Raw genomic sequence first — 20,704 nt, forward strand, 5'->3', positions numbered from 1 at the left:
AATTTTTTCTATTTTATAAACGATAAAATTTAAAGTTAACAATCGTTTATAAAGAAATGATAGCATGAAAATTCAATAAAATAAATATATAATTTAATAAATAATATAGGTAAATATAGGATTATATGAAAAATAACGACGAAAATTGAAAATTTGACAAAGTAAAATAAAAAATGTATAACTGATATCAAGAGTATAAGGTTGATAAAAACATTATTTGCTTCAAAACAATACATAAAATTAGGAGGTGTTTTTAGAAGTGAAGGTTATTATAAAAAATGGAAGACTTTTAGATACCAAAAATAAATTATATATGGCAAGAGCAGATATAATGATAGAAGATGGAAGAATAAAGAAGATTGAAGAAAATATTAAAGAAGAGGGAAGTAAAATAATAGATGTAGAAAATAGTATAGTAGCTCCTGGATTTATAGATATTCATGTCCATTGTTTTCCAAAGGGAACAGCAATAAGCTCTTTTCCAGATGAAATAGGAGTAAAAAGGGGAGTAACTTCAGTAATAGATGCTGGAACTTCTGGAGCAGATACAATAGAGGACTTTTACGAAAACTTTATAAAAAAATCAAAAACAAGAATATTTGCCTGTTTGAATATTGCTTATGAAGGTTTGAAAACTCTTAGTGAACTTAGTGATATGAAGAATATAGATAAAGAAAAAATAAAAGAATCATTAGAGAAATATCCAGAAGTAATAGTAGGTTTAAAAGCAAGAGCAAGTGGGTCAGTGGTAAAAGAAAATGGAGTAAATCCAATAGCAGAAGGGAAAAAAATAGCTTCAGAACTAAAAGTTCCTTTGGTAGTACATATAGGTAATGCTCCTCCAAAAGTAGAGGATGTATTAAATATTTTAGGAGCAGGAGATGTGGTTACTCATTGCTATAATAATAAAGTAAATGGATTAATAAGAGAAGGAAAAGTTATTAATGAAGTTAAAGAGGCAATAAAACATGGAGTTCTTTTTGATATAGGGCATGGTTCAGAAAGCTTTTCTCTAGATACAGCAGCAGAAGGATTAAAAGAAGGATTTGAAGCTGATATGATAAGTACAGATATCTATGAGAGAAATATGATAACACCAGTGGGAAGTTTAGAAAATACAATAAATAAAATGATATATCTTGGATGGTCAGTGGAAAAATGTATAGAAAAAGTTACATATGAACCAGCTAAAGCATTTAAATTGAAAAAGTTAGGAGAACTTAAAGTAGGTTATATGGGAGATCTTACTATATTTGATATAGTAGAAAATGGGAGATTAGAATTAAAAGACAGTGTAAATAAAGTAGTAACAGCAAAAAAATATATAAAAACAAAATATGTATTTATAAAAGATGAATTAATAAAAAAGGAGGATATTTAGTGAAAGATTTATTAAAAGATGTACAAACAAGATTAAAAATGACAGATGAGGAATTTAATATGTATCTTCCAGATACTGATCATACGGCTAAAATATTAGTAGAAGAAAATATAGAATTTCTTCCAGATTTTAAGCTTGTATTTTATGCACATATAGTAAGCCTTGCAAAAAGATTAAAAGAAAATATAGCATTAGATTGTGGGGATGATTGTCCAGAAGATGAAGTAGAAAAGGAGGCAATAGGAGTTTCAGAAAAAATAATTGTACCATTAGCAGAAAAATATGAAAGAGATTTAAATAGGATGGAAATAATACTTGCAGCCATTCAATTACAATTAGCAATGGAAATGCAAAAAGAAAATTAATTAATGATATAATATACTTTAGGAGGAAAAAATGGAAAAAGAAATTTTAGTAGTAATAGGACACAGACTTGGAAAAGGTCAAAATGTAGCAAAAGGTATAGAAGCAGCTGGTGGAAAAGCAATAGTTATACCTGGAATGGCAGCAGACATGAAACTTGGAGATGTAATGAAAGAAAATAATGCAACATTTGGAATTTCTTTCTGTGGAAGTGGAGGAGCTGGAGCGATAATGGCTCAAACAAAATATGGGTATAAAGCAACATCTCATTTAAGATCAGTAGAAGCAGGAGTTACAGCTATTAAACAAGGATATGAAGTAGTAGGGTTTGGGTTTTTAGATACAGAAGAATTAGGAAGAAGATTAGTAGAAGAGTACAAAAGAGTAAATAAAATGTAAAAAAATTTCAGGAGGCATGAAATGAGAGAGGCTAAATTAATTAGCGAAATAAAAAATATGAAAATAAAAGATTCAGGAAAAACAAAAGAGGAAGTTTTAGGAAAAATATTTGCTTCTTTCAGAAGAAAAGTCCAAACTGAAACAATAGGAGTTATAGTTAAGCTTGAACCTATTGAAACATATCTTATAAATATAGAGGAAGAAAAGATAACAGAACGATTTTTAGAACTTTTTATGCCAAGAGAAAAAACTGTATATCATATAGAAATGGAAATAGAATATGAAATCAAATATATAAAACTCTAAGAAGGAGGAAAATATGGTATTTATAGTCATTAAATCATTAATAATTGGATTTATAGGAGGAACAGCAATAGCAGCAGGAGCAGCTAGAATGTTCCATACACCTAATTCACAATCAATGGGAGCTTTTCGTACATTAGGGGAACTGAATGCATGTCAGGGAGATACAATGGCACATTTTTCATTTGGGTTAGGTTTTTTATTTAATGCAGCAGCAGCAGTAGTGGCAGCAGGAGCACTTACTCAGGATGTTTTTCATAGAGTAGTTCCTAATTTTGCAGCAGCAGCATTATTATCTAAAAATAAAAAAGTTGAAGAAACTTTGCATGATCCTATGAAAATGGGGATAGCAGGAGGATTTATAGGAGCACTTGTAGTTACATTTTTAAATACAGTAGCTTTCCTTATTCCAGCATCTCTTTCTCAAATAGCTAAGGAAATATTATCTCCAGCAGCGGCTTTAATGATCAATCCAGTAATGCCAATAGTATTTTGGCTTGCAGCTTTAGATGCTGGAAAGATAACTGGAGTATGGGCAACAGTTTTAGGAGGAATGGCCCATATGATTATGGGAAATGCTGTCCCAGGAATAGTTTTAGGTATCCTTATAGGACAGACTATTGATGAAAATGGATATAACAAATCTGTAAAAGTAATGATTACAATAGTAGTTATTCTGTTTGTTGTAATTGCTTACTTTAGAGGATTTTTCGCTAAATTAGGACTATAGTTAGATTTAGATTAGGAGGCATAAATTATGGAGAATAAAAAAAGTAATTTTCTATTAGCTGATATGTCATTTCCAATATTAGTAGGAATGGCATGTGCAGCAATATTTGCAGGAACTCATATGTATGTAGTACATAAAGTTGGAGCCTTTAATGAAATATTTGTAGTAAAAATGCTTGATCAAGGACTTAATGGTGGAGATTATGCAGCAGCAGCAGGATTTGCAGCGGGATTTCTTATTGCAAGAGTACTAGAAGGACCTTTAGTAGGATTGCTTGATATAGGGGGATCTTTAATGACTGGAGTTGGAGTCGGGATACCAGCATTATTCTTGGCTTCTGGAATAGAAAGTCCTGTAAAAAGTTTTCCTTTGGCTTTAATAGTGGGAGGGGCTATTGGTATTACTATTGGATTTATTATAATCGCTATAAGAAAAGCTATGCCAGATGGTATGTCAGCTGGAGGTACGGGAATAATGATGGGAGCTGGGAATGCTACTGGAAGATTTCTTGGTCCATTAATCATATTGTCTGCTATTCAATACAATATTCCAGCAGGAGTAGGATCATTTTTAGGAGCAGCTCTTTTTTATAAATTTGATAGACATATAGCAGGTGGAGCAATAATTGGAGCTATGCTTATTGGAGGATTAGCTTTACTTTTCTAAAATAATATGGAGATGAAAAAGTTATGAATATATATGAGAAAATAGGGTTAAAAAGAGTTATCAATGGGAGTGGAAAGATGACTGCTTTAGGAGTATCTAAAATAAGTGATACTGTAGCTGAAACTATGAAAGAAGCAGGACAGAATTTTGTAGTCATAGATGACTTAATGGATAGAGTGGGAGAGATGATATCTGAAGTTACAGGAGGAGAAGATACTTGTGTTACATCTAGTGCTTCAGCAGCCATTGCTCTTTCAGTAGCTGGATTAATAACAGGAAAAAGTCTTACTCTGATAGAAAAACTTCCATATACAACTGGATTGAAAAATAAGGTTGTTCTTCAAAAAGGACATGCTGTAAACTATGGAGCTCCAATTACTACCATGATAAGATTAGGCGGAGGAGTTCCAATAGAAGTGGGATGCAGTAATGAAGTAAAATATGAGCATGTAGAAGAAGCAATAGATGAAAATACAGTAGCACTTCTATATGTGAAATCTCACCATGCAGTACAAAAAGGTATGCTTTCTATAGAAGAAATGTCAGAAATAGCTAAAAAGTATCATCTTCCTTTGATAATAGATGCAGCAGCTGAAGAAGATATACACAAATATCTTAAATTAGGTGGAGATTTAGTAATATATTCTGGAGCTAAAGCTTTGTGTGGTCCAGCTTCTGGATTTGTTACAGGGAAAAAAGAGTATATAGATGCAATAAAGTTACAGTATAAAGGTATTGGAAGAGCTATGAAAATAGGCAAAGTGTGTATGATGGGTCTGATGAAAGCTGTAGAAGAATACTCAAAAAGAGATGAAAAAGCAGTAGTAGATGAACAAATGAGATTAGCAAAGCTTTTGATAAGAGAATTAAAAGATGAACCAAAAGTAGAAACAGCCATAGTACAAGATGAAGCTGGAAGAGAAATTTATAGAGTTCAAATAAAGCTTAATGAAAAGCTCACTGATATGTCAGGAAAAGACTTTATGAAACATCTGAGAGAAGGAGAAGCAGAAATTCATGTAAGAAAACATTATGCTAATCTTGGAATAGTAAATGTAGATATGAGGGCTCTTACTGAAAGCGATATCAAATTTATAGGAAAAAGAGTAAAAGAGATTTTAAAATAATCAGGAGGAACAAATGCAGACAAAAATCAGATTTTATAAAGATAGAGTAGCAGTAAATTTTCTAGCAAAAGATAAAAAAAATGGAGCAGATGTATTCAATGCAATAGATGGATATACAGCTATAGGGGTTTTATCAAAGCAGTTTGATACAGTAGAAGAAGGAATTGAATACGTAAAAGATTATATGAAAGATGTACCAATAGTTTCAGTAGGACTTGGGGCAGGGGATCCAGCACAATTTCAAAAAGCAGCTTTAATAGCAGCAGCAACTGATCCAGGGCATGTAAATCAGGTATTTACAGGAGCAGCATATGCAGCAGGAGCATTAAAAGCACTGAAAGCAGAAAATACAGCAGTAAATGTATTGATGAGTCCAACTGGAATAGTAGGAAAAGTAAAAATTTCAACTGGAGAATTGAGTTCAAAAGAGGAACCAGCAATAATAGATGTAGATATAGCAATGGCAATGGTATTAGATATGAGAGCTCAAGGAATAAAATATTTTCCAATGGGTGGATTAAAATCAAAAGATGAGTTAAAAGCAGTGGCAGAAGCTTGTGCAAGACATGGAGTTCCAATGATGGAACCATCAGGTGGAGTAGATTTAAGTAACTTTAAAGAAATTACGAAAATATGTCTAGATGCAGGAGTAGAAAAAGTAATGCCACATATTTATGGAGCAGTAATAGATAAAGAAAGCGGGAATACAAAAATAGAAGATGTAAAAGCAGTGTATCAAATGGTTAAGGAACTTTTAGATTAATATGAAAGAGATAAAATTAGTAATCTTTGATATGGATGGACTACTTCTGGATACAGAAAGACTTTCAAATATTGCCTGGATAGAAGCTGGGAAAAATATGGGAATAGAGATTACCTATAATATTCTGAGAAGAATAAAAGGTGGTAATCTTAAAAATGCAATCAGTGTACTGATGGACTTTTTAGAAGAAGAAGAATGTAAAAAACTTATTGAAGAAAAGAACAGAATACAGGTAAGAGTTATTGAAGAAGAAGGGATAAGGTTAAAAAAGGGAGTATTAGAATTATTGGCTTTTTTAAAGGAAAAGAAAATGAAAATAGCAGTAGCAACATCTACAGGAAAAGAAACTGCAACAAGAGAATTACAAGACACAGGAATATATAAATATTTTGATGAATTTGTTTTTGGAGATGAAGTGAAGAATGGAAAACCAAATCCAGAAATATTTCTTGCAGCATGTAAAAAATTTGATATTTCTGTGGAGAATGCCATAGTTCTTGAAGATTCTGTATTAGGATTGAAAGCGGCTGTTTCAGGAGGAATAAAATGTATAGTGGTAGAAGATACTGTACAGCTTACTGAAAAGGAAAACAGACTGCCATATAAAAAGTATGAAAGTCTGTTGGAAGTGAAAAATTTCTTTAAAGAAGTAATATAAATGGGGAAAGAAAAAGAGAAGCAGTTGATTTTAATATCAACTGCTTTCTTTAGTTTTGTTTTAATGATAAAATATAGTTTTGAATAGAATTTAAGAAAAATTAATAAAATTTATGGTATAATATATCATTAAGGAAAAATAAACTCTAAAAAAGGAGGAGATATTTTTATGATAAAAAACTTTGTTCATCTTCATCTTCATACTGAGTACAGCCTCCTTGATGGAGTAGGAAAAATAGATGATTATTTAGATAGAGCAAAAGTGCTTGGAATGCATGCAGTAGGGATAACAGATCATGGAAATCTTTTTGGAGTGCTGGAATTTTACAAAAAAGCAATAAAAAAAGGAATAAAACCAGTAATTGGTCTAGAAGCATATGTATCTGAATTTTCTATGCTTGAAAAAGAAGGAAGAATATTTCATCTGGTACTTCTTGCTGAAAATAATAAAGGATATCAAAATCTTCTTAAAATAAGTTCAGAAAGTTATATTAAAGGTTTTTATTATAAACCAAGAATTGACAAAGAATTTTTAAAGACTCATAGTGAAGGGATAATAGCTCTTTCAGCTTGTATGCAGGGAGAAATTCCAAGAAGAATTCTGGATAATGAGAGTGAAGAAAAAGTAGATGAAACAGTAAATGAATACATAGATATTTTTGGAAAAGATAATTTTTATATAGAAGTACAAGCAAATGGAGTAAAGGGACAGACAGCTCTTAATGAAAGACTCTATGATCTAGCTCAGAAACACCATTTAAAAATGGCAGCAACAAATGATACTCACTATGTAAATGAAGGGGAACATACTCTTCAAGATATTCTAATATGTGTTCAAACAGGAGCAAAAGTATCTGATGAAAAAAGAATGAGAATAGAAACAGATGAGCTTTTTCTTAAAAGCAGAGAACAAATAATAGATGGATTAGGAGCAAAATATCTGGAAGCGGTAAATAATACTTCCAAAATAGCTGAAAGGTGTAATGTAGATATAGAGTTTGGAAAGTTTAAATTTCCAAATTATAAAATACCATCTTGTGTAAAAACAATAGAAGAATTTTTGAAAAAGCTTGTATACTTTGGTCTTTCTAAAAGGTATCCTCGTGGATTGACAATATCAGTTTTAGAAAGAGCAGAATATGAATTATCAGTTATAGAAAAAATGGGATATGCTGCATATTTTGTAGTTGTATGGGATTTTATAGATTATGCAAAAAGAAATAGAATTCCAATAGGACCAGGAAGAGGATCAGCTGCTGGAAGTCTTATAGCCTATGCTCTTGGAATAACAGAACTTGATCCATTAAATTATAACCTTATCTTTGAAAGATTTTTAAATCCTGAAAGAATATCTATGCCAGATATAGATATAGATATTTGTCAAGAAAGAAGACAGGAAGTAATAGAATATGTTATCAGAAAATATGGAGAAGATAAAGTAGCCCAAATTATAACTTTTGGAACGATGAAAGCAAGAGCAGCAATAAGAGATGTGGGAAGGGTTATGGATACACCTCTTTCTAAGATAGACAGTGTTGCTAAATTAGTTCCATTTAATGCAACTATACAACAGACACTTAATAATGTAGAAGAATTTAAAAATCTATATCTTAATGACCCAGAGATACAAAAAGTAATAGATATATCTGCAAGATTGGAAAATAAAGTGAGACACGCTTCTGTTCATGCTGCTGGAATAGTTATAACAAAAGATCCTTTGACAGATACAGTTCCATTATATAGTGATAATAAAAATAAAGTAGTATCTACACAATATCAGATGAAAGAACTGGAAGATCTTGGATTACTGAAAATGGATTTTCTTGGACTTAGAAATCTTACTAATCTGCAAAGAACAATAGATTATATAAAAGAAGATTTAGGAGAAGATATAGCACTATCAGATATACCTCTTAATTCTAAAAAGGTATATGAAATGCTTTCTAGGGGAGATACATCTGGAGTCTTTCAGTTGGAATCCCAAGGAATAAGAAAAATATTACTAAAATTAAAACCAGATAGGTTTGAAGATATAATAGCTCTTCTGGCTTTATACAGACCAGGACCTTTAGGTTCAGGAATGGTAGATGATTTTATAGATGGAAAGAATGGAGCATCAGAAATAAAATATCCTCATCCTTCTCTTGAACTTACTTTGAAAGAAACTTATGGGGTAATACTTTATCAAGAACAGGTAATGAAAATAGCTAATATAATGGCAAATTATTCTCTGGGAGAAGCAGATTTGTTAAGAAGAGCTATGGGTAAAAAAAATATCCAGATAATGGAGGAAAATAGAGAAAAATTTGTAGAAAGATCTATAGCAAATGGATATACAAAAGAAAAAGCAATAGAGATGTTTGAATTGATAGATAAGTTTGCGGGATATGGATTTAATAAGTCTCATTCGGCAGCATATGCTCTTATAGCTTATTGGACAGCATACTTTAAAGCTTATTATATGAAACATTACTATGCCTCTCTTATGACTTCAGAAATGAGTCATGTGGAAGACATAGCTTTTTATATGGAAGATGCTAGAGCTCACAATTTAAAATTACATTTACCAGATATAAATAGGGCAAGTCCAAAATTCATAGTGGATAAAGAAGGAATAATCTTTTCTCTTGCAGCTATAAAGAATGTAGGAGAAGGTGTATCAGGAAAAATATTAGAAGAATATAATGAAAATGGAGAATATAAAAACTTTGAGGATTTTGTAGTTCGTACAAGAAAACATGGTTTAAATAAAAAAGCATTAGAATCTCTTATACTAGCAGGGGCATTAGATGCTCTTCCAGGAAATAGAAGGCAGAAATTTGAATCAGTGGATAAAATATTAGACTATGCAGCAAGAAAGATAAAAGAAGATGAAATACAGCAAATGAATCTTTTTGGAGAGGCTAAATCTTCCCTTGGTGTTTTTACTCTTCCACAAGTGCCAGAATATTCTTTAGAAGAATTACTAGCAAGGGAAAAGGAATATCTTGGATTCTATTTCAGTGCCCACCCATTAGATAATTATAGAAGACTAATAGAAGTTTATAGACTTTCTAAAATATCAGAACTGAAAGAGGAAAAATCTGTACAGATTTTCAGAACATGTGGTATACTTAGAGAGATTAAAAAAATAGTTACAAAAAAAACTGGACAAATTATGTGTTTGTTTGAATTAGAGGATTATTATGATAAAATAAATTGTGTAATTTTTCCTAGAGATTATACAGAAAATGCTCATATGTTTATAGAAGGGAAAATTGTATATATTGAAGGAACTGTACAGACAGATTATTTCAAAGGAGAAGAAACTAAAAAACTAATTGTAAAAAACATAAAATTTTTGGATGATATAGTGAGAGACAAGAAATTTACTGCCTATATACTTTTAAAAGAAGAAGATAAAGATAAATTCAGCAGATTGAAAAAGATAATTCTCTCTTATCCTGGAGATACAAAGCTAAATTTTGCAATAAAAACAAAAACAGTTAAAGAAATAAGAGCTACTAAATATAAGATAGCTCCATCAAGATTGTTTATAGATGAAATCATAGATTTGATCGGAATTGATAAGCTTACTATAAAATAACATATGTAATTTTTATTGAAATAAAAGTCTTGTAGTGGTAAAATATAAAAAAATAAGGAGGTTTTTATGAGGGGAGATATAAAGGCAGTTGAAGAATTAATGAAAGTTCTGCATGAGCAGAAGCTTACAGAGATATCATATGAGGATTCTAATTTTAAGGTTACAATTAAAGGACCCCTTACTGCAGCAGTAAAAAAAGAAATAGTAAAAGAAAGTAAAGTTATAGAAAATAAAGAAACAGTAAATTCTAAAGAGGTACTGTCTGATCATATAGGAAGATATTTTTATATGAAAAAGAATGGAGAGCCTGTAATAGAAGTGGGGCAGAAAATAAAGACTGGACAGGAAATTGGATATATTTCAACAGTTGGAGTGAATACTACTATTACTTCTAGTTATTCTGGAATTATAGAGGAAATATATATTGAAAATGGTAATCCAGTAGATTATGGAAGACCACTATTAAAGATCAAAATTTAATAATCTGAAATGATTTAGATTACCAGGAGGAAAGAAAATATGTTTAAAAAAATACTTATTGCTAATAGAGGAGAGATAGCAGTCAGGATAATAAGGGCAGCAAAAGAATTAGGAATAAAAACAGTTGCTGTATATTCAGAAGCTGATAAGGAAAGTCTTCATGTAATTCTTGCAGACGAAGCTGTCTGTATAGGAGGAATTTCAAGCTCAGAATCTTATTTGAAGATACCTAATATAATAGCAGCAGCAGAGATTACAGGTGCAGATGCTATTCATCCAGGTTATGGATTTCTTTCCGAAAATGCGAGATTTGGAAAGATTTGTGAAATGCACAATATAGCTTTTATTGGACCTAGACCTGAATGTATAATAAAAATGGGAGATAAGGCTACTGCCAGAGCTACTGCTATAGAAAATGGAGTTCCAGTAACTAATGGAACTGGAATAATTAAAAGTATTGCAGAAGCTAAAAAAGAAGTAAATGAGAGGATAACATACCCTGTAATGATTAAAGCCACTGCTGGTGGTGGAGGAAAAGGGATGAGAATTGCCAGAAATGATGAAGAATTAGCTGCAAATATAGTAGCTGCTCAAAATGAAGCAGAATCAGCATTTGGCAATCCAGATGTATATATAGAAAAGTTTGTAGAAGATCCTAGACATATAGAAATCCAGATAATGGGAGATAAACATGGAAATGTTATCTATCTGGGAGAGAGAGATTGTTCTATCCAAAGAAGACATCAGAAGCTGATAGAAGAGGCTCCATCATTTTCTTTGCCTTATGGTATCAGAAAAGCTATGGGAGAGGCAGCTGTAACTCTTGCTAAGGCCATAAATTATGATTCAGCAGGAACTTTAGAATTTCTTGTTGATAAAAATAATGATTTCTTTTTTATGGAAATGAATACAAGAGTACAAGTAGAACATACTGTAACTGAAATGGTAACAGGTGTTGACATTATAAAGCTTCAAATAAAAGTAGCAGCAGGAGAAAAGTTAAATATAGCCCAAGATGATGTTATATTATATGGACATGCTATTGAATGCAGAATTAATGCAGAAGATTCTGAAAATGATTTTCTACCATCACCAGGAGTGCTTACAAAATATATTGTTCCTGGAGGAAATGGGATAAGAGTGGATTCACATTCATATCAAGGCTATGAAATCAGTCCTTATTATGACTCAATGATAGGTAAATTAATCGCTTTTGGAATAAATAGAGAAGAAGCCATTGCAAAAATGAAAAGAGCATTGAGTGAGTATATAATTGAAGGAATAGATACAACTATTCCATTTCATTTAGAAGTTTTCAATAATGAATTATACCTTGAAGGAAAAACTTCAACTAACTTTATAGAAGAAAATTTTTCTAAAAAAAATAATTAAATATAGTTTTTTTTAACAAAATTAGATATAATAATGGTACATAGTACATGGAGGTGTTTTTAATGAATGAATTAGGAAATATAAGAATAGCTGATGATGTAGTGAAAACAATAGCTGCAAAAGCTGCAGGAGATGTAGAAGGTATCTATAAACTTGCTGGTGGAGTAGTAGATGAAGTTAGCAAAATGTTAGGAAAGAAAAGACCAACTAATGGAGTAAAAGTAGAAGTAGGAGAAAAAGAGTGCAGCATCGAAGTATTTGTAATCGTAGAATTTGGATATCCAATTTCAGAAGTAGCTCATGAAGTTCAAAAGGCTGTATTAAAAGCAGTATCTGAATTAAGTGGACTAAAAGTTGTTGAAGTAAATGTATATGTTCAAGATGTAAAAATCAGAACAGAAGAAACTTCTGAAGAAGAGGAAGAGACAGAAGAAGGATTATAATATAAAGAGGCGTCTCAAAGCGCCTCTAAACTTTTATTAAAGGTGGTATTATTATGACTAATAAATTTTTATTTTTTCTAGGGTGGGTAGGAATATTTATACTATCAATTACTGGAATAGTATGTATTGTAATGCCGGATTTTATTGTAAAATTTAATCCATTAGATTCAACAAAAACCAATGTTGCTATAGTTGTTATATGTGTTGCATATTTCTTGTTATGTATTTTAAAATTTTTCTCTATGTTTGAAAAAACAGGTGATTATGAAATAAAAACAGAAAATGGAAAGGTTACCATATCAGCAGCTTCTGTTACTAATTTTGTAAAAGAAATGCTTTCTAGAGATAAAGATGTAGAAGGAATAAAAGTTTTTACAGGAAAAAGAGGGAAAAAATTCTTTGTAAAAATAAAACTTGATATGCTTACAGATGGGAATATTGCAGAAAAGACTGCTTCTATTCAAGATGGAATAAAGAATAGATTATCTGATAAAATGGGATTAGACGTTGATACTGTTGAAGTACAGATTTCTAAGTTGTCAATAAAATCTTCAAATACTTCAGAAGAATAGAGGTGATCATATATGTTAGCTGAGATGCTTGAAAAATTGATGGTATCCCTTGTAAATAACTGGAGAAAATATTTAGGATGTTTTATAGGATTTGTTTTAGGAGTTCTTCTTGTAGAGTATGGTCTTCCTAAAACAGTTTTTATAGTTGTTTTAAGTATTGTAGGTTATAAAACTGGAGATATAACATTTATAAAAAAGATTAAAAAGTTTATATCAGAGAAAATAAAAGATGATTAGAAAGGAAAGTTAATGAGCAGAAGATTAGCAAGGGAAGAGTTATTTAAATTGGTATTTGAAGGAGAAATAAAAGAAGAAAATACGAAAGATATATTGGAAAGTTATTTAAAAAGAGAAGAGATTCTTCAAAATGAAAATGAAATAGCTTTTATAAAAAAATATATGAATGGAATAGCTGAAAATAATGACAAGATTTTAAAAATAATAGAAGAAAAAATAACAGGATGGAGCTTTGAAAGAATTGGAAATGTAGAAAAGGCTCTTTTAAAAATTTCTGTATATGAGATCTTGTGTGAAGATACTCCATATGAAATAGTTATAAATGAAGCAGTAGAACTTGCTAAGATATATGGAGATGAAAAGACTTCTGAGTTTATAAATGGAGTTTTGGCAAAAATAGTAAATAATTAAATATAATAAAAAGATTAAACAGCCATTTTTGGCTGTTTTTTTTAAATATAATTTAGAAATAAAGGTATTTGTAATAAAAGCACCTAGAAAAGCAACTCTCAGTTGGTAGAATAATACATTATGATATGGTAAAATTATAAAAGATGAGCAAAATGATAAAGGAAGGGGAAAGATGATAGAATTAGAAAAACATCCAGTGGAAACAGAGGCTGGAGATCAATTTAGAGAGTGTATTATAATGACAGCTTCCAAAAGTGAGAAATTAAAAATGAGAGAACTTTTAGAGATGAGTAAAGAAATTGGATTTTTGGTAGATGAACCTCAACATATGGATTATTTTGATCCTTTTGCTATTATGTTGGTAGAGCTTTTTACAGAATATCAAGAATATGGAAAATTTCCAATTTGGACATATAATATGGATGATGTCAAAGAAATTGTCATAGATGAGGAGACAAAAGAGTTTCTTTTACAGATTCTTAATGATATTTATGATGAAAGAAAAATAGAGACAAAAGAGAGAGATTTTTGTATTCAATGGAAGAAAACTGGAATGACAGAAGTATGGAAAAGGTATATAGAATCTTTAATCCATTCTTTAAAAAGATCTATTCCTTATAAAGAAACAGAAGATGAAATAGCTGAAAGAAAAGAAAAAGAAGAAAATGAAAAAAAATCAGGGAAAGGAGTAGTTTTTGTTTTTGTATTAATGTTTGGAATGATATTCTTAATGGGAAGTTACATATTATATATGACAACAATACTTTTAAAAACAGGAAAAATTCTTCAAGGGGTAGTAGCATTATTATTTTCTGGAATAACTTTATTTTTTTCTGGAAAATTGTTTTTAGGTTTTTTTAAGGAGTTATTCAAATAAAAAACTATAACATAAGGGGAGAATAAATGATAAAAAAAATACATATAGAGAAAGTATACAGAAAGAAAATTATGTTTAGAATAAAAATAACTATTATGATGTTAGTAATATCTATGATAATAGTGCTGTATTATAGGTATAAATAAACTTTTATATCATGAAAAATAGATAAGAATAAATTATGGTTACTATTAAAATAATTTAAAATAAAGTATAATATATTCAAAGTGATTTTATAATTTTATAGAAAAGAGGGATACATATGAGAAAAATATTACTTTCAGTATTCATATTTTCTCTGAGTATAATGGCTGTAGCTATTAGTGGAAAAGTAATAAAAGTATCTGATGGAGATACTATCTTGCTTCAATCAGGAAGTCAGAGAATAAAAGTGAGAATGTATGGAATAGATGCTCCTGAACTAAAACAAAATTATGGAGAAGTTTCTAAAAATTATTTAGAAAAAAGGATATTAAATAGAAATATTGATTTAAAAGTGATAAATGAAGATAAATATGGTAGAAAAGTAGGAAAAGTATTTTATAAAAATAAAGATATAAATTTAGAAATGATAGAAACAGGAAATGCTTGGTTTTATGAATACCATGCTAAAAGAGAAAAAGAGTATAGAAAAGCATTTAAAAGTGCTCAGGAACAAAAATTGGGATTATGGAAAGATAAAAATCCACAAAACCCAAGAAGCTTTAGATTAGAAAATAAAAGAGAGGATTAAAAGTGTGAAAAAAGAAATAAAAAGATTTAGAGAATTAATTAAAGAAAAAAAACTTATAGATTCATCATTAGGAATATTACAGTGGGATTTGGAAACAACTACTCCAAGGAAAGGAAAAGAACTTCTTTCTGAAATGGTAGGATATTTGAGTATGAAAGGCTATAATATTGTTACATCAGAAGAATTTTTGAGCCTTGTTAACTTTTTAAAAGAAAATGAAAAAGATTTAGATGATATTCAAAGAAAAGAAATAGATAATATGGCTGAAGAAATAGAAAAAATAAGTAAAATACCTCCTCATGAGTATCAAGAATATTCAGAATTAACTGCTAAAACTCAAGGGATATGGGAAGAAGCAAAAGCTAAAAATGATTTTAAAATGTTTAAAGAAAATTTGAAAAAAATATTTGAATTTAATATAAAGTTTGCAGAATATCAAGGAAAAAAAGATAAAAAAATATATGATATAATTTTAGATGAATATGAAAAGGGAATGACTACAGAAAAATTGAATGAATTTTTTAGTGGATTAAGAGCAGAAATAGTTCCACTTTTAAAAAAAATAATGGAAAAAAAGAAAATTAATGAAAAATCGTATATAAATGAAAAGGTAACTATTAGTGAACAGAAAAAATTTAATAGATTTTTGAGTGAATATTTGGGATTTGATTTTGATAGAGGAGTAGTAGCAGAAAGTGAACATCCATTTACATTGAACTTAGATAAAAATGATGTAAGGCTTACTACTAAATATACAGAAGATATTCCTTTTTCCTCAATATTTAGTACTATTCATGAAACTGGGCATGGGATATATGAACAACAGATTGGAGATGATTTACTGGGAACTACTTTAGCTACTGGGGGTTCTATGGGGCTTCATGAGTCACAATCAAGATTTTATGAAAATATGATAGGAAGAAGTATTAGTTTTTGGAAAGGAATATATGATAAAAATATAGATATATTTCCATTCTTAAAGAAAATAAAGATAGAAGAACTCTATAGAGATATAAACAAGGTAGAACCTTCCTTTATAAGAACAGAAGCAGATGAACTTACATATTCACTTCATATAATGATTAGATATGAAATAGAAAAAGGAATAGTTAATAGAGAAATAGGAATAGATGATCTCCCTGAAGTATGGAATAAAAAAATGGAAGAATATTTAGGAATAGTACCTGAAACAGATAGAGAAGGGATATTGCAGGATGTACATTGGGCATGTGGACTCATAGGTTATTTTCCATCATATGCATTAGGAAATGTATATGCAGCTCAATTATATAATACTATGAAAAAAGACATGGCTGTAGATTTACTTCTTGAAAATGGTAAATTGGATAGAATAAAAGGATGGTTGAGAGATAAGATACATATTTATGGTAAATTGAGAGAAACAGGAGAGCTTATTCAGGAGGTAACAGGAGAAGAACTTGAACCAAAGTACTACATAGAATATTTAAAAGAAAAGTATTCAAAAATATATAATCTTGATTAAATAATAGGAGGGGGAAGTTTTTGAAAAGGTTTAAAAAAATTTATTTGATTATAACTATGTTTTTTTCTGTTTTTTTTGTTATATTTTCAGCACCATCATATAAGATAGATAGCTTAGATATAACAGCTAAAATACAAGAAGATGGATCAGTAATTATTGAAGAGATAGTTTTATATAATGCTAGTGAAATAAATGGAGTATTATATAATATTGATGCTAAAGGATATGGAAAATTACAATCTCTAGAAGTTTTTTATGAAAAGAATGGAGAATTTACTTCAGCAATAAATCAAGAAGGAACATCTTCAGGCTCATATACAGTGACAACAAGTGATGAACTTTATAAAATAAAGCTCTATTCTCCTATGAGAAATGAAAAAAGATATTTTGGATTCAGATATATTCTCCCTAAAGGAGTGACTGTATATGAAGATATAGCACAATTTAATAGGAAAATGGTAGGAAGAGGATGGCAAAATAATATAAAAGATGTTTCAGTAAAAGTGATACTTTCTAAAGAAGTAGAAAAAAGTGAAATACATGCTTTTGGACATGGACCTCTTACTGGGAATATAGAAATATTAAGTGGAAATGAAATATTTTTTACTTTAAAAAACTATAGATCAGGAGAATTTGTCGAAACCAATATTCTTTTTCCAAAAGAGGTAGTTAGTAAAATAAATCCAAATTATATAAAAAAAACAAAAGGCTATGAAAGTATAATGGCTATGGAAGGAAGACTAGCAGAGGAATCAAATAGAGAAAGAGATAGTGCAGTAAGAGGAATTATATTAAATAGATTTATTTTTTATAGTGGGATACTCTGGTGGCTGTTTTTAATGATATTTATTTACTTAAAAAATGGTAAAAAATATAAAGTAGTTAATCCTTATGGAGAATATTTTAGAGAACTTCCAGATGACTATACTCCAGCAGTTGCAGGAACATTAGTATCAAGAAAAATGTATCCAGCTCCGGAGCATCTCTTTGCTACAGTAATGGATTTGGTAAGAAAAGATTATTTAGAAATGAATGAAATAAATGAAGTTAATCCAAAAGGGAAGACTATTAAAAAAACTATATTAAAAAAGATAAATGAAGGAACTTCTCAATTAAAGGATTATGAGAAGCTAGTTTTTAAATGGTATATAAATGAACTTGGAGATGGAGAAAAGGTAGTTTTGGAAGATATAGAGAAATATGTTTCTAAAAATCTTACAAATGCTAAAAAATTTAATGCTAACTTTGAAAAATGGAAAACATTAGTATATACAGACATGCTTGCAAAAGGTTTGAAACAGGATAAAAGAAATACATTGGCTGTAGCGCTTGGAGTTTTAACAGGGATAATTTTATTCATTGGTGGAATGGTACTTATAGTTATATTCCAAGATCCTAAATTTATGTTATTTAATTTTTTAGGAATGCCATTAATAATATTTGCATCAGTAATAAGCAGACCAAGTAAAGAAAAAGAAGAAGCATATTCTAGATGGAAAGCTTTTAAAAAGTTTCTTGTTGATTACAGTAATCTGGAAGAAGCAAAACTGGCTTCAATACATTTATGGGAACATTATTTTGTCTATGCAATAGCTCTAGGAGTAGCTGAAAAAGTAGCTGCTGGGTATAAAAAAATAGCTGCATTAAGAGGTGAGGATGATGTTAATCTAAGAGTTGGAAGAAACAGAACATCTCTTATGAATACATATCTTTATAGCCGAGCTTTCAGAACAATGGAAAGTTCAACAGTAAAGGCTGCATCTCGTTCTATGAGAGAAGTTGCAAAATCTACAAGATCTTCTTCAAGTGGTAGTGGAGGAGGATTTAGCAGAGGATCTTCTGGCGGAGGGGGAAGCCGTGGTGGAGGCGGAGCTTTCTAAATAAAATTTTATAAAATATAAATATTAAAGGAGTAAAAATATGATAATTTTTATAGTTGTTATTGTTTTATTAATTCTTTTGGCTGTATCATATCAAAATAAATTTGTCAAACTTCATGAAAGAGTTAAAAATTCTTGGAGTCAAATAGATGTTCAACTTCAAAAAAGAGTAGACTTGATACCTAACTTAGTGGAGACAGTAAAAGGGTATGCCACACATGAAAAAGAAACACTGGATGCTGTAATTTCAGCAAGAACACGTTACACTACTGCTTCTACAATAGATGAGAAAATGAAAGCAAATGGAGAATTAAGTGGAGTTTTAAGCAGATTAATGATGGTATCAGAAAGTTATCCTGATCTTAAAGCAAATACAAATTTTATGGACTTACAAAAGCAATTAAAAGACATAGAGGATAAGATTGGATATGCTCGACAATTTTATAATGATACAGTTACTTTGTATAACCAAAGTATAAAAATGATACCTGCAAGTATTTTTGCAGGAATATTTAAATTTACAGAAGAACCTCTGTTTAAGGCAGATGAAGGAGCAAAAGAAGTACCTAAAGTTAAATTTTAATTACAAAATAGAGCTTCCTATAAAAATTAGGCAGATAAAAAGTTAAATCTATTTAGTTAATTGAGGAAGCTTTTTATTTTTATAAAAGGCTGTTAAAATATATAATTATAAAATAATAAACATTATAAAATAAAATATTTCAAATAGTTGACTTTTAGAGGTAAAAAGGATAGTATAAAGTAGATTTAAATTTATAAAAACTTTAATACTGGGAGGGATTTTTATGGAAAAAAAGTTTAAACTTGCAGGCTTGGAAATGAAATATTTTATTCCAATTGTTATAGTACTTATAGCAGCAACAGCATTAGGAAAGCTTCCAAAAGGAATGCTTGGAGCTTTTCCTGTTATGATAATCATAGGGGCTATTTTAGATTATATTGGTAATAAAACTCCAATAGTAAAAGATTATCTTGGAGGAGGACCAATAGTTATAATATTTGCTTCAGCAGCATTAGTTTATTACAATATTATCCCAGATAATGAAATAAAAATAATTAAAGATTTTATGACAACACAAAGTTTTCTTGATTTTTATATTGCTGCATTAATAGTAGGTAGTATTATGGGAATGAATAGAAAACTTTTAATAAAAGCAGCAATGGGATATCTTCCAGTTATTATTGGTGGAGTAGCTGTTTCAATACTTCTTACTGGAGTGATAGGATATATTTCAGGATATGGCTTTGTTAATGCTGTGTTTTATATTGCTATTCCTATAATGGGTGGAGGAATGGGAGCTGGAGCAGTACCATTATCACAAATTTTTGGACAAGCTCTCAATAAACAACCAACAGAATTATTAGCAGTTATGGTTCCAGCAGTAGCATTAGGTAATGCTTTAGCAATAGTATCAGCAGGGTTATTGGATAAGTTGGGAAAGAGGTTTCCAAGTCTTACAGGAAATGGAAAACTTTTGAAATCTCAAGATGCTGGAATGACTGAAGAAAGAAAACATACTCCACTTCAATATGAAGAGCTAGGAATGGGGCTTCTTATAGCTACATCATTTTTTATTTTTGGAAATACTTTAAGTAAGTTTATACCTATTCATGCTTATGCATTGATGATAATATCAGTGGCAATTGCAAAAATACTAGGTTTGGTAAGTGATTATTATGAAGAATGCTGTGCTAAGTGGTTTAATTTTATAATGAAAAATTTTACATCAGCACTTTTGGTTGGAATAGGAGTAGCTTATACAAGTTTAAAAGAAGTGATAGAAGCTTTTAGTCCTATATATCTTTTATTAGTTGCAGCAACAGTTATAGGTGCTATTATAGGGACAGCTGTTGTTGGGCATTTGATAGGATTTTATGTAATAGAAGGCTCTATAACTGCAGGATTATGTATGGCAAATATGGGAGGAACAGGAGATGTAGCAGTAATGTCAGCAGCTCACAGAATGGAACTTATGCCTTTTTCTCAAATTTCATCAAGAATAGGTGGAGCTTTTATGCTTTTACTTACATCACTTCTAATAAATATATTTGTTTGAAGTTAAAAATAATTAAAAGATAGTATAATGGAGAGAGATCTAAACAATAAATATGATTTCTCTCTATTTTTTTATCAAAGATAGTTTTAAATAAAATATTTATATATTGATTTTTATAGAAA

22 protein-coding genes are annotated in these 20,704 nt (G+C 29.8%); all 22 read left to right on the forward strand.

Annotated features, from left to right (window positions below):
• The first annotated feature begins 259 nt into the window (after nt 1-259).
• The 22 genes from E6771_RS00470 to E6771_RS00575 all read left to right on the forward strand — a co-directional run bounded on the left by E6771_RS00470 (nt 260) and on the right by E6771_RS00575 (nt 20,582).
• Complete coding sequence (locus tag E6771_RS00470; RefSeq protein WP_316088822.1) at nt 260-1,381, forward strand: amidohydrolase/deacetylase family metallohydrolase; 1,122 nt, start codon at nt 260-262, stop codon at nt 1,379-1,381.
• The gene (locus tag E6771_RS00475) at nt 1,381-1,746 is read left to right on the forward strand and encodes a hypothetical protein (protein ID WP_316088823.1); all 366 of its coding nucleotides are present in this window, start codon (nt 1,381-1,383) and stop codon (nt 1,744-1,746) included. The genes E6771_RS00470 and E6771_RS00475 overlap by 1 nt, the downstream gene beginning before the upstream one ends.
• 31 nt (nt 1,747-1,777) lie before the next feature.
• Nucleotides 1,778-2,143 carry an SFCGS family glycine-rich protein gene (locus E6771_RS00480; RefSeq protein ID WP_316088824.1) on the forward strand — a complete coding sequence of 122 codons (366 nt, stop codon included), beginning with the start codon at nt 1,778-1,780 and terminating at the stop codon, nt 2,141-2,143.
• A gap of 21 nt (nt 2,144-2,164) precedes the next feature.
• On the forward strand, nt 2,165-2,449 hold the full coding sequence (locus tag E6771_RS00485) for a DUF4312 family protein (protein ID WP_316088825.1): 285 nt from the start codon (nt 2,165-2,167) through the stop codon (nt 2,447-2,449).
• Between the two features lie 13 nt (nt 2,450-2,462).
• Nucleotides 2,463-3,176 carry a DUF4311 domain-containing protein gene (locus tag E6771_RS00490; protein ID WP_316088826.1) on the forward strand — a complete coding sequence of 238 codons (714 nt, stop codon included), beginning with the start codon at nt 2,463-2,465 and terminating at the stop codon, nt 3,174-3,176.
• Nucleotides 3,177-3,203: 27 nt separating this feature from the next.
• A complete protein-coding gene (locus E6771_RS00495) occupies nt 3,204-3,842 on the forward strand; it encodes a DUF4310 family protein (protein ID WP_316088828.1) in 639 nt (212 codons plus the stop codon).
• 23 nt (nt 3,843-3,865) lie between these two features.
• Nucleotides 3,866-4,969: a DgaE family pyridoxal phosphate-dependent ammonia lyase gene (locus E6771_RS00500; RefSeq protein ID WP_316088830.1), complete on the forward strand. Its 1,104-nt coding sequence runs from the start codon at nt 3,866-3,868 to the stop codon at nt 4,967-4,969.
• A 13-nt stretch (nt 4,970-4,982) separates the two neighbouring features.
• Nucleotides 4,983-5,732: a 2-dehydro-3-deoxy-phosphogluconate aldolase gene (gene dagF / locus E6771_RS00505; RefSeq protein WP_316088832.1), complete on the forward strand. Its 750-nt coding sequence runs from the start codon at nt 4,983-4,985 to the stop codon at nt 5,730-5,732.
• 1 nt (nt 5,733) lies between these two features.
• Nucleotides 5,734-6,390: an HAD family phosphatase gene (locus E6771_RS00510; RefSeq protein ID WP_316088833.1), complete on the forward strand. Its 657-nt coding sequence runs from the start codon at nt 5,734-5,736 to the stop codon at nt 6,388-6,390.
• A gap of 168 nt (nt 6,391-6,558) precedes the next feature.
• Nucleotides 6,559-9,975, forward strand: a complete 3,417-nt coding sequence (locus E6771_RS00515; protein WP_316088835.1) for a DNA polymerase III subunit alpha — start codon at nt 6,559-6,561, stop codon at nt 9,973-9,975.
• A 66-nt stretch (nt 9,976-10,041) separates the two neighbouring features.
• The gene (locus tag E6771_RS00520) at nt 10,042-10,455 is read left to right on the forward strand and encodes an acetyl-CoA carboxylase biotin carboxyl carrier protein (RefSeq protein ID WP_316088838.1); all 414 of its coding nucleotides are present in this window, start codon (nt 10,042-10,044) and stop codon (nt 10,453-10,455) included.
• A 39-nt stretch (nt 10,456-10,494) separates the two neighbouring features.
• A complete protein-coding gene (gene accC, locus E6771_RS00525; protein WP_316088841.1) occupies nt 10,495-11,847 on the forward strand; it encodes an acetyl-CoA carboxylase biotin carboxylase subunit in 1,353 nt (450 codons plus the stop codon).
• Between the two features lie 62 nt (nt 11,848-11,909).
• On the forward strand, nt 11,910-12,290 hold the full coding sequence (locus E6771_RS00530) for an Asp23/Gls24 family envelope stress response protein (RefSeq protein ID WP_316088844.1): 381 nt from the start codon (nt 11,910-11,912) through the stop codon (nt 12,288-12,290).
• A gap of 53 nt (nt 12,291-12,343) precedes the next feature.
• The gene (gene amaP, locus E6771_RS00535) at nt 12,344-12,862 is read left to right on the forward strand and encodes an alkaline shock response membrane anchor protein AmaP (protein WP_316088846.1); all 519 of its coding nucleotides are present in this window, start codon (nt 12,344-12,346) and stop codon (nt 12,860-12,862) included.
• 12 nt (nt 12,863-12,874) lie between these two features.
• The gene (locus tag E6771_RS00540; protein ID WP_316088847.1) at nt 12,875-13,099 is read left to right on the forward strand and encodes a DUF2273 domain-containing protein; all 225 of its coding nucleotides are present in this window, start codon (nt 12,875-12,877) and stop codon (nt 13,097-13,099) included.
• A 12-nt stretch (nt 13,100-13,111) separates the two neighbouring features.
• Nucleotides 13,112-13,510 carry a transcription antitermination factor NusB gene (nusB, locus tag E6771_RS00545; protein WP_316088849.1) on the forward strand — a complete coding sequence of 133 codons (399 nt, stop codon included), beginning with the start codon at nt 13,112-13,114 and terminating at the stop codon, nt 13,508-13,510.
• Nucleotides 13,511-13,682: 172 nt separating this feature from the next.
• Nucleotides 13,683-14,387, forward strand: coding sequence for a hypothetical protein (locus tag E6771_RS00550; protein ID WP_316088851.1), 705 nt, complete (start codon nt 13,683-13,685; stop codon nt 14,385-14,387).
• 262 nt (nt 14,388-14,649) lie between these two features.
• Nucleotides 14,650-15,120 (forward strand): thermonuclease family protein, encoded by a 471-nt coding sequence (locus E6771_RS00555; RefSeq protein WP_316088853.1) that lies wholly within the window; start codon nt 14,650-14,652, stop codon nt 15,118-15,120.
• Between the two features lie 4 nt (nt 15,121-15,124).
• Complete coding sequence (locus E6771_RS00560) at nt 15,125-16,624, forward strand: carboxypeptidase M32 (protein WP_316088854.1); 1,500 nt, start codon at nt 15,125-15,127, stop codon at nt 16,622-16,624.
• 20 nt (nt 16,625-16,644) lie between these two features.
• Complete coding sequence (locus E6771_RS00565) at nt 16,645-18,504, forward strand: DUF2207 domain-containing protein (protein ID WP_316088856.1); 1,860 nt, start codon at nt 16,645-16,647, stop codon at nt 18,502-18,504.
• A 40-nt stretch (nt 18,505-18,544) separates the two neighbouring features.
• Nucleotides 18,545-19,087: a LemA family protein gene (locus E6771_RS00570; protein ID WP_316088858.1), complete on the forward strand. Its 543-nt coding sequence runs from the start codon at nt 18,545-18,547 to the stop codon at nt 19,085-19,087.
• Between the two features lie 223 nt (nt 19,088-19,310).
• Nucleotides 19,311-20,582, forward strand: a complete 1,272-nt coding sequence (locus E6771_RS00575) for a 2-hydroxycarboxylate transporter family protein (RefSeq protein ID WP_316088860.1) — start codon at nt 19,311-19,313, stop codon at nt 20,580-20,582.
• Nucleotides 20,583-20,704: the final 122 nt, after the last annotated feature.

Source organism: Fusobacterium sp. (genome assembly GCF_032477075.1).
GTDB lineage: Bacteria > Fusobacteriota > Fusobacteriia > Fusobacteriales > Fusobacteriaceae > Fusobacterium_A.

What these genes read in the sequence shown, in the direction of transcription:
- E6771_RS00485 (WP_316088825.1), top strand. Translation starts at nt 2,165, where the DNA reads ATGAGAGAGGCTAAATTAATTAGCGAAATAAAAAATATGAAAATAAAA.
- E6771_RS00510 (WP_316088833.1), top strand. Translation starts at nt 5,734, where the DNA reads ATGAAAGAGATAAAATTAGTAATCTTTGATATGGATGGACTACTTCTG.
- E6771_RS00540 (WP_316088847.1), top strand. Translation starts at nt 12,875, where the DNA reads ATGTTAGCTGAGATGCTTGAAAAATTGATGGTATCCCTTGTAAATAAC.
- E6771_RS00520 (WP_316088838.1), top strand. Translation starts at nt 10,042, where the DNA reads ATGAGGGGAGATATAAAGGCAGTTGAAGAATTAATGAAAGTTCTGCAT.
- E6771_RS00555 (WP_316088853.1), top strand. Translation starts at nt 14,650, where the DNA reads ATGAGAAAAATATTACTTTCAGTATTCATATTTTCTCTGAGTATAATG.
- E6771_RS00490 (WP_316088826.1), top strand. Translation starts at nt 2,463, where the DNA reads ATGGTATTTATAGTCATTAAATCATTAATAATTGGATTTATAGGAGGA.
- dagF (WP_316088832.1), top strand. Translation starts at nt 4,983, where the DNA reads ATGCAGACAAAAATCAGATTTTATAAAGATAGAGTAGCAGTAAATTTT.
- E6771_RS00550 (WP_316088851.1), top strand. Translation starts at nt 13,683, where the DNA reads ATGATAGAATTAGAAAAACATCCAGTGGAAACAGAGGCTGGAGATCAA.
- E6771_RS00480 (WP_316088824.1), top strand. Translation starts at nt 1,778, where the DNA reads ATGGAAAAAGAAATTTTAGTAGTAATAGGACACAGACTTGGAAAAGGT.
- E6771_RS00515 (WP_316088835.1), top strand. Translation starts at nt 6,559, where the DNA reads ATGATAAAAAACTTTGTTCATCTTCATCTTCATACTGAGTACAGCCTC.
- accC (WP_316088841.1), top strand. Translation starts at nt 10,495, where the DNA reads ATGTTTAAAAAAATACTTATTGCTAATAGAGGAGAGATAGCAGTCAGG.
- amaP (WP_316088846.1), top strand. Translation starts at nt 12,344, where the DNA reads ATGACTAATAAATTTTTATTTTTTCTAGGGTGGGTAGGAATATTTATA.
- E6771_RS00495 (WP_316088828.1), top strand. Translation starts at nt 3,204, where the DNA reads ATGGAGAATAAAAAAAGTAATTTTCTATTAGCTGATATGTCATTTCCA.
- nusB (WP_316088849.1), top strand. Translation starts at nt 13,112, where the DNA reads ATGAGCAGAAGATTAGCAAGGGAAGAGTTATTTAAATTGGTATTTGAA.
- E6771_RS00530 (WP_316088844.1), top strand. Translation starts at nt 11,910, where the DNA reads ATGAATGAATTAGGAAATATAAGAATAGCTGATGATGTAGTGAAAACA.
- E6771_RS00575 (WP_316088860.1), top strand. Translation starts at nt 19,311, where the DNA reads ATGGAAAAAAAGTTTAAACTTGCAGGCTTGGAAATGAAATATTTTATT.
- E6771_RS00570 (WP_316088858.1), top strand. Translation starts at nt 18,545, where the DNA reads ATGATAATTTTTATAGTTGTTATTGTTTTATTAATTCTTTTGGCTGTA.
- E6771_RS00500 (WP_316088830.1), top strand. Translation starts at nt 3,866, where the DNA reads ATGAATATATATGAGAAAATAGGGTTAAAAAGAGTTATCAATGGGAGT.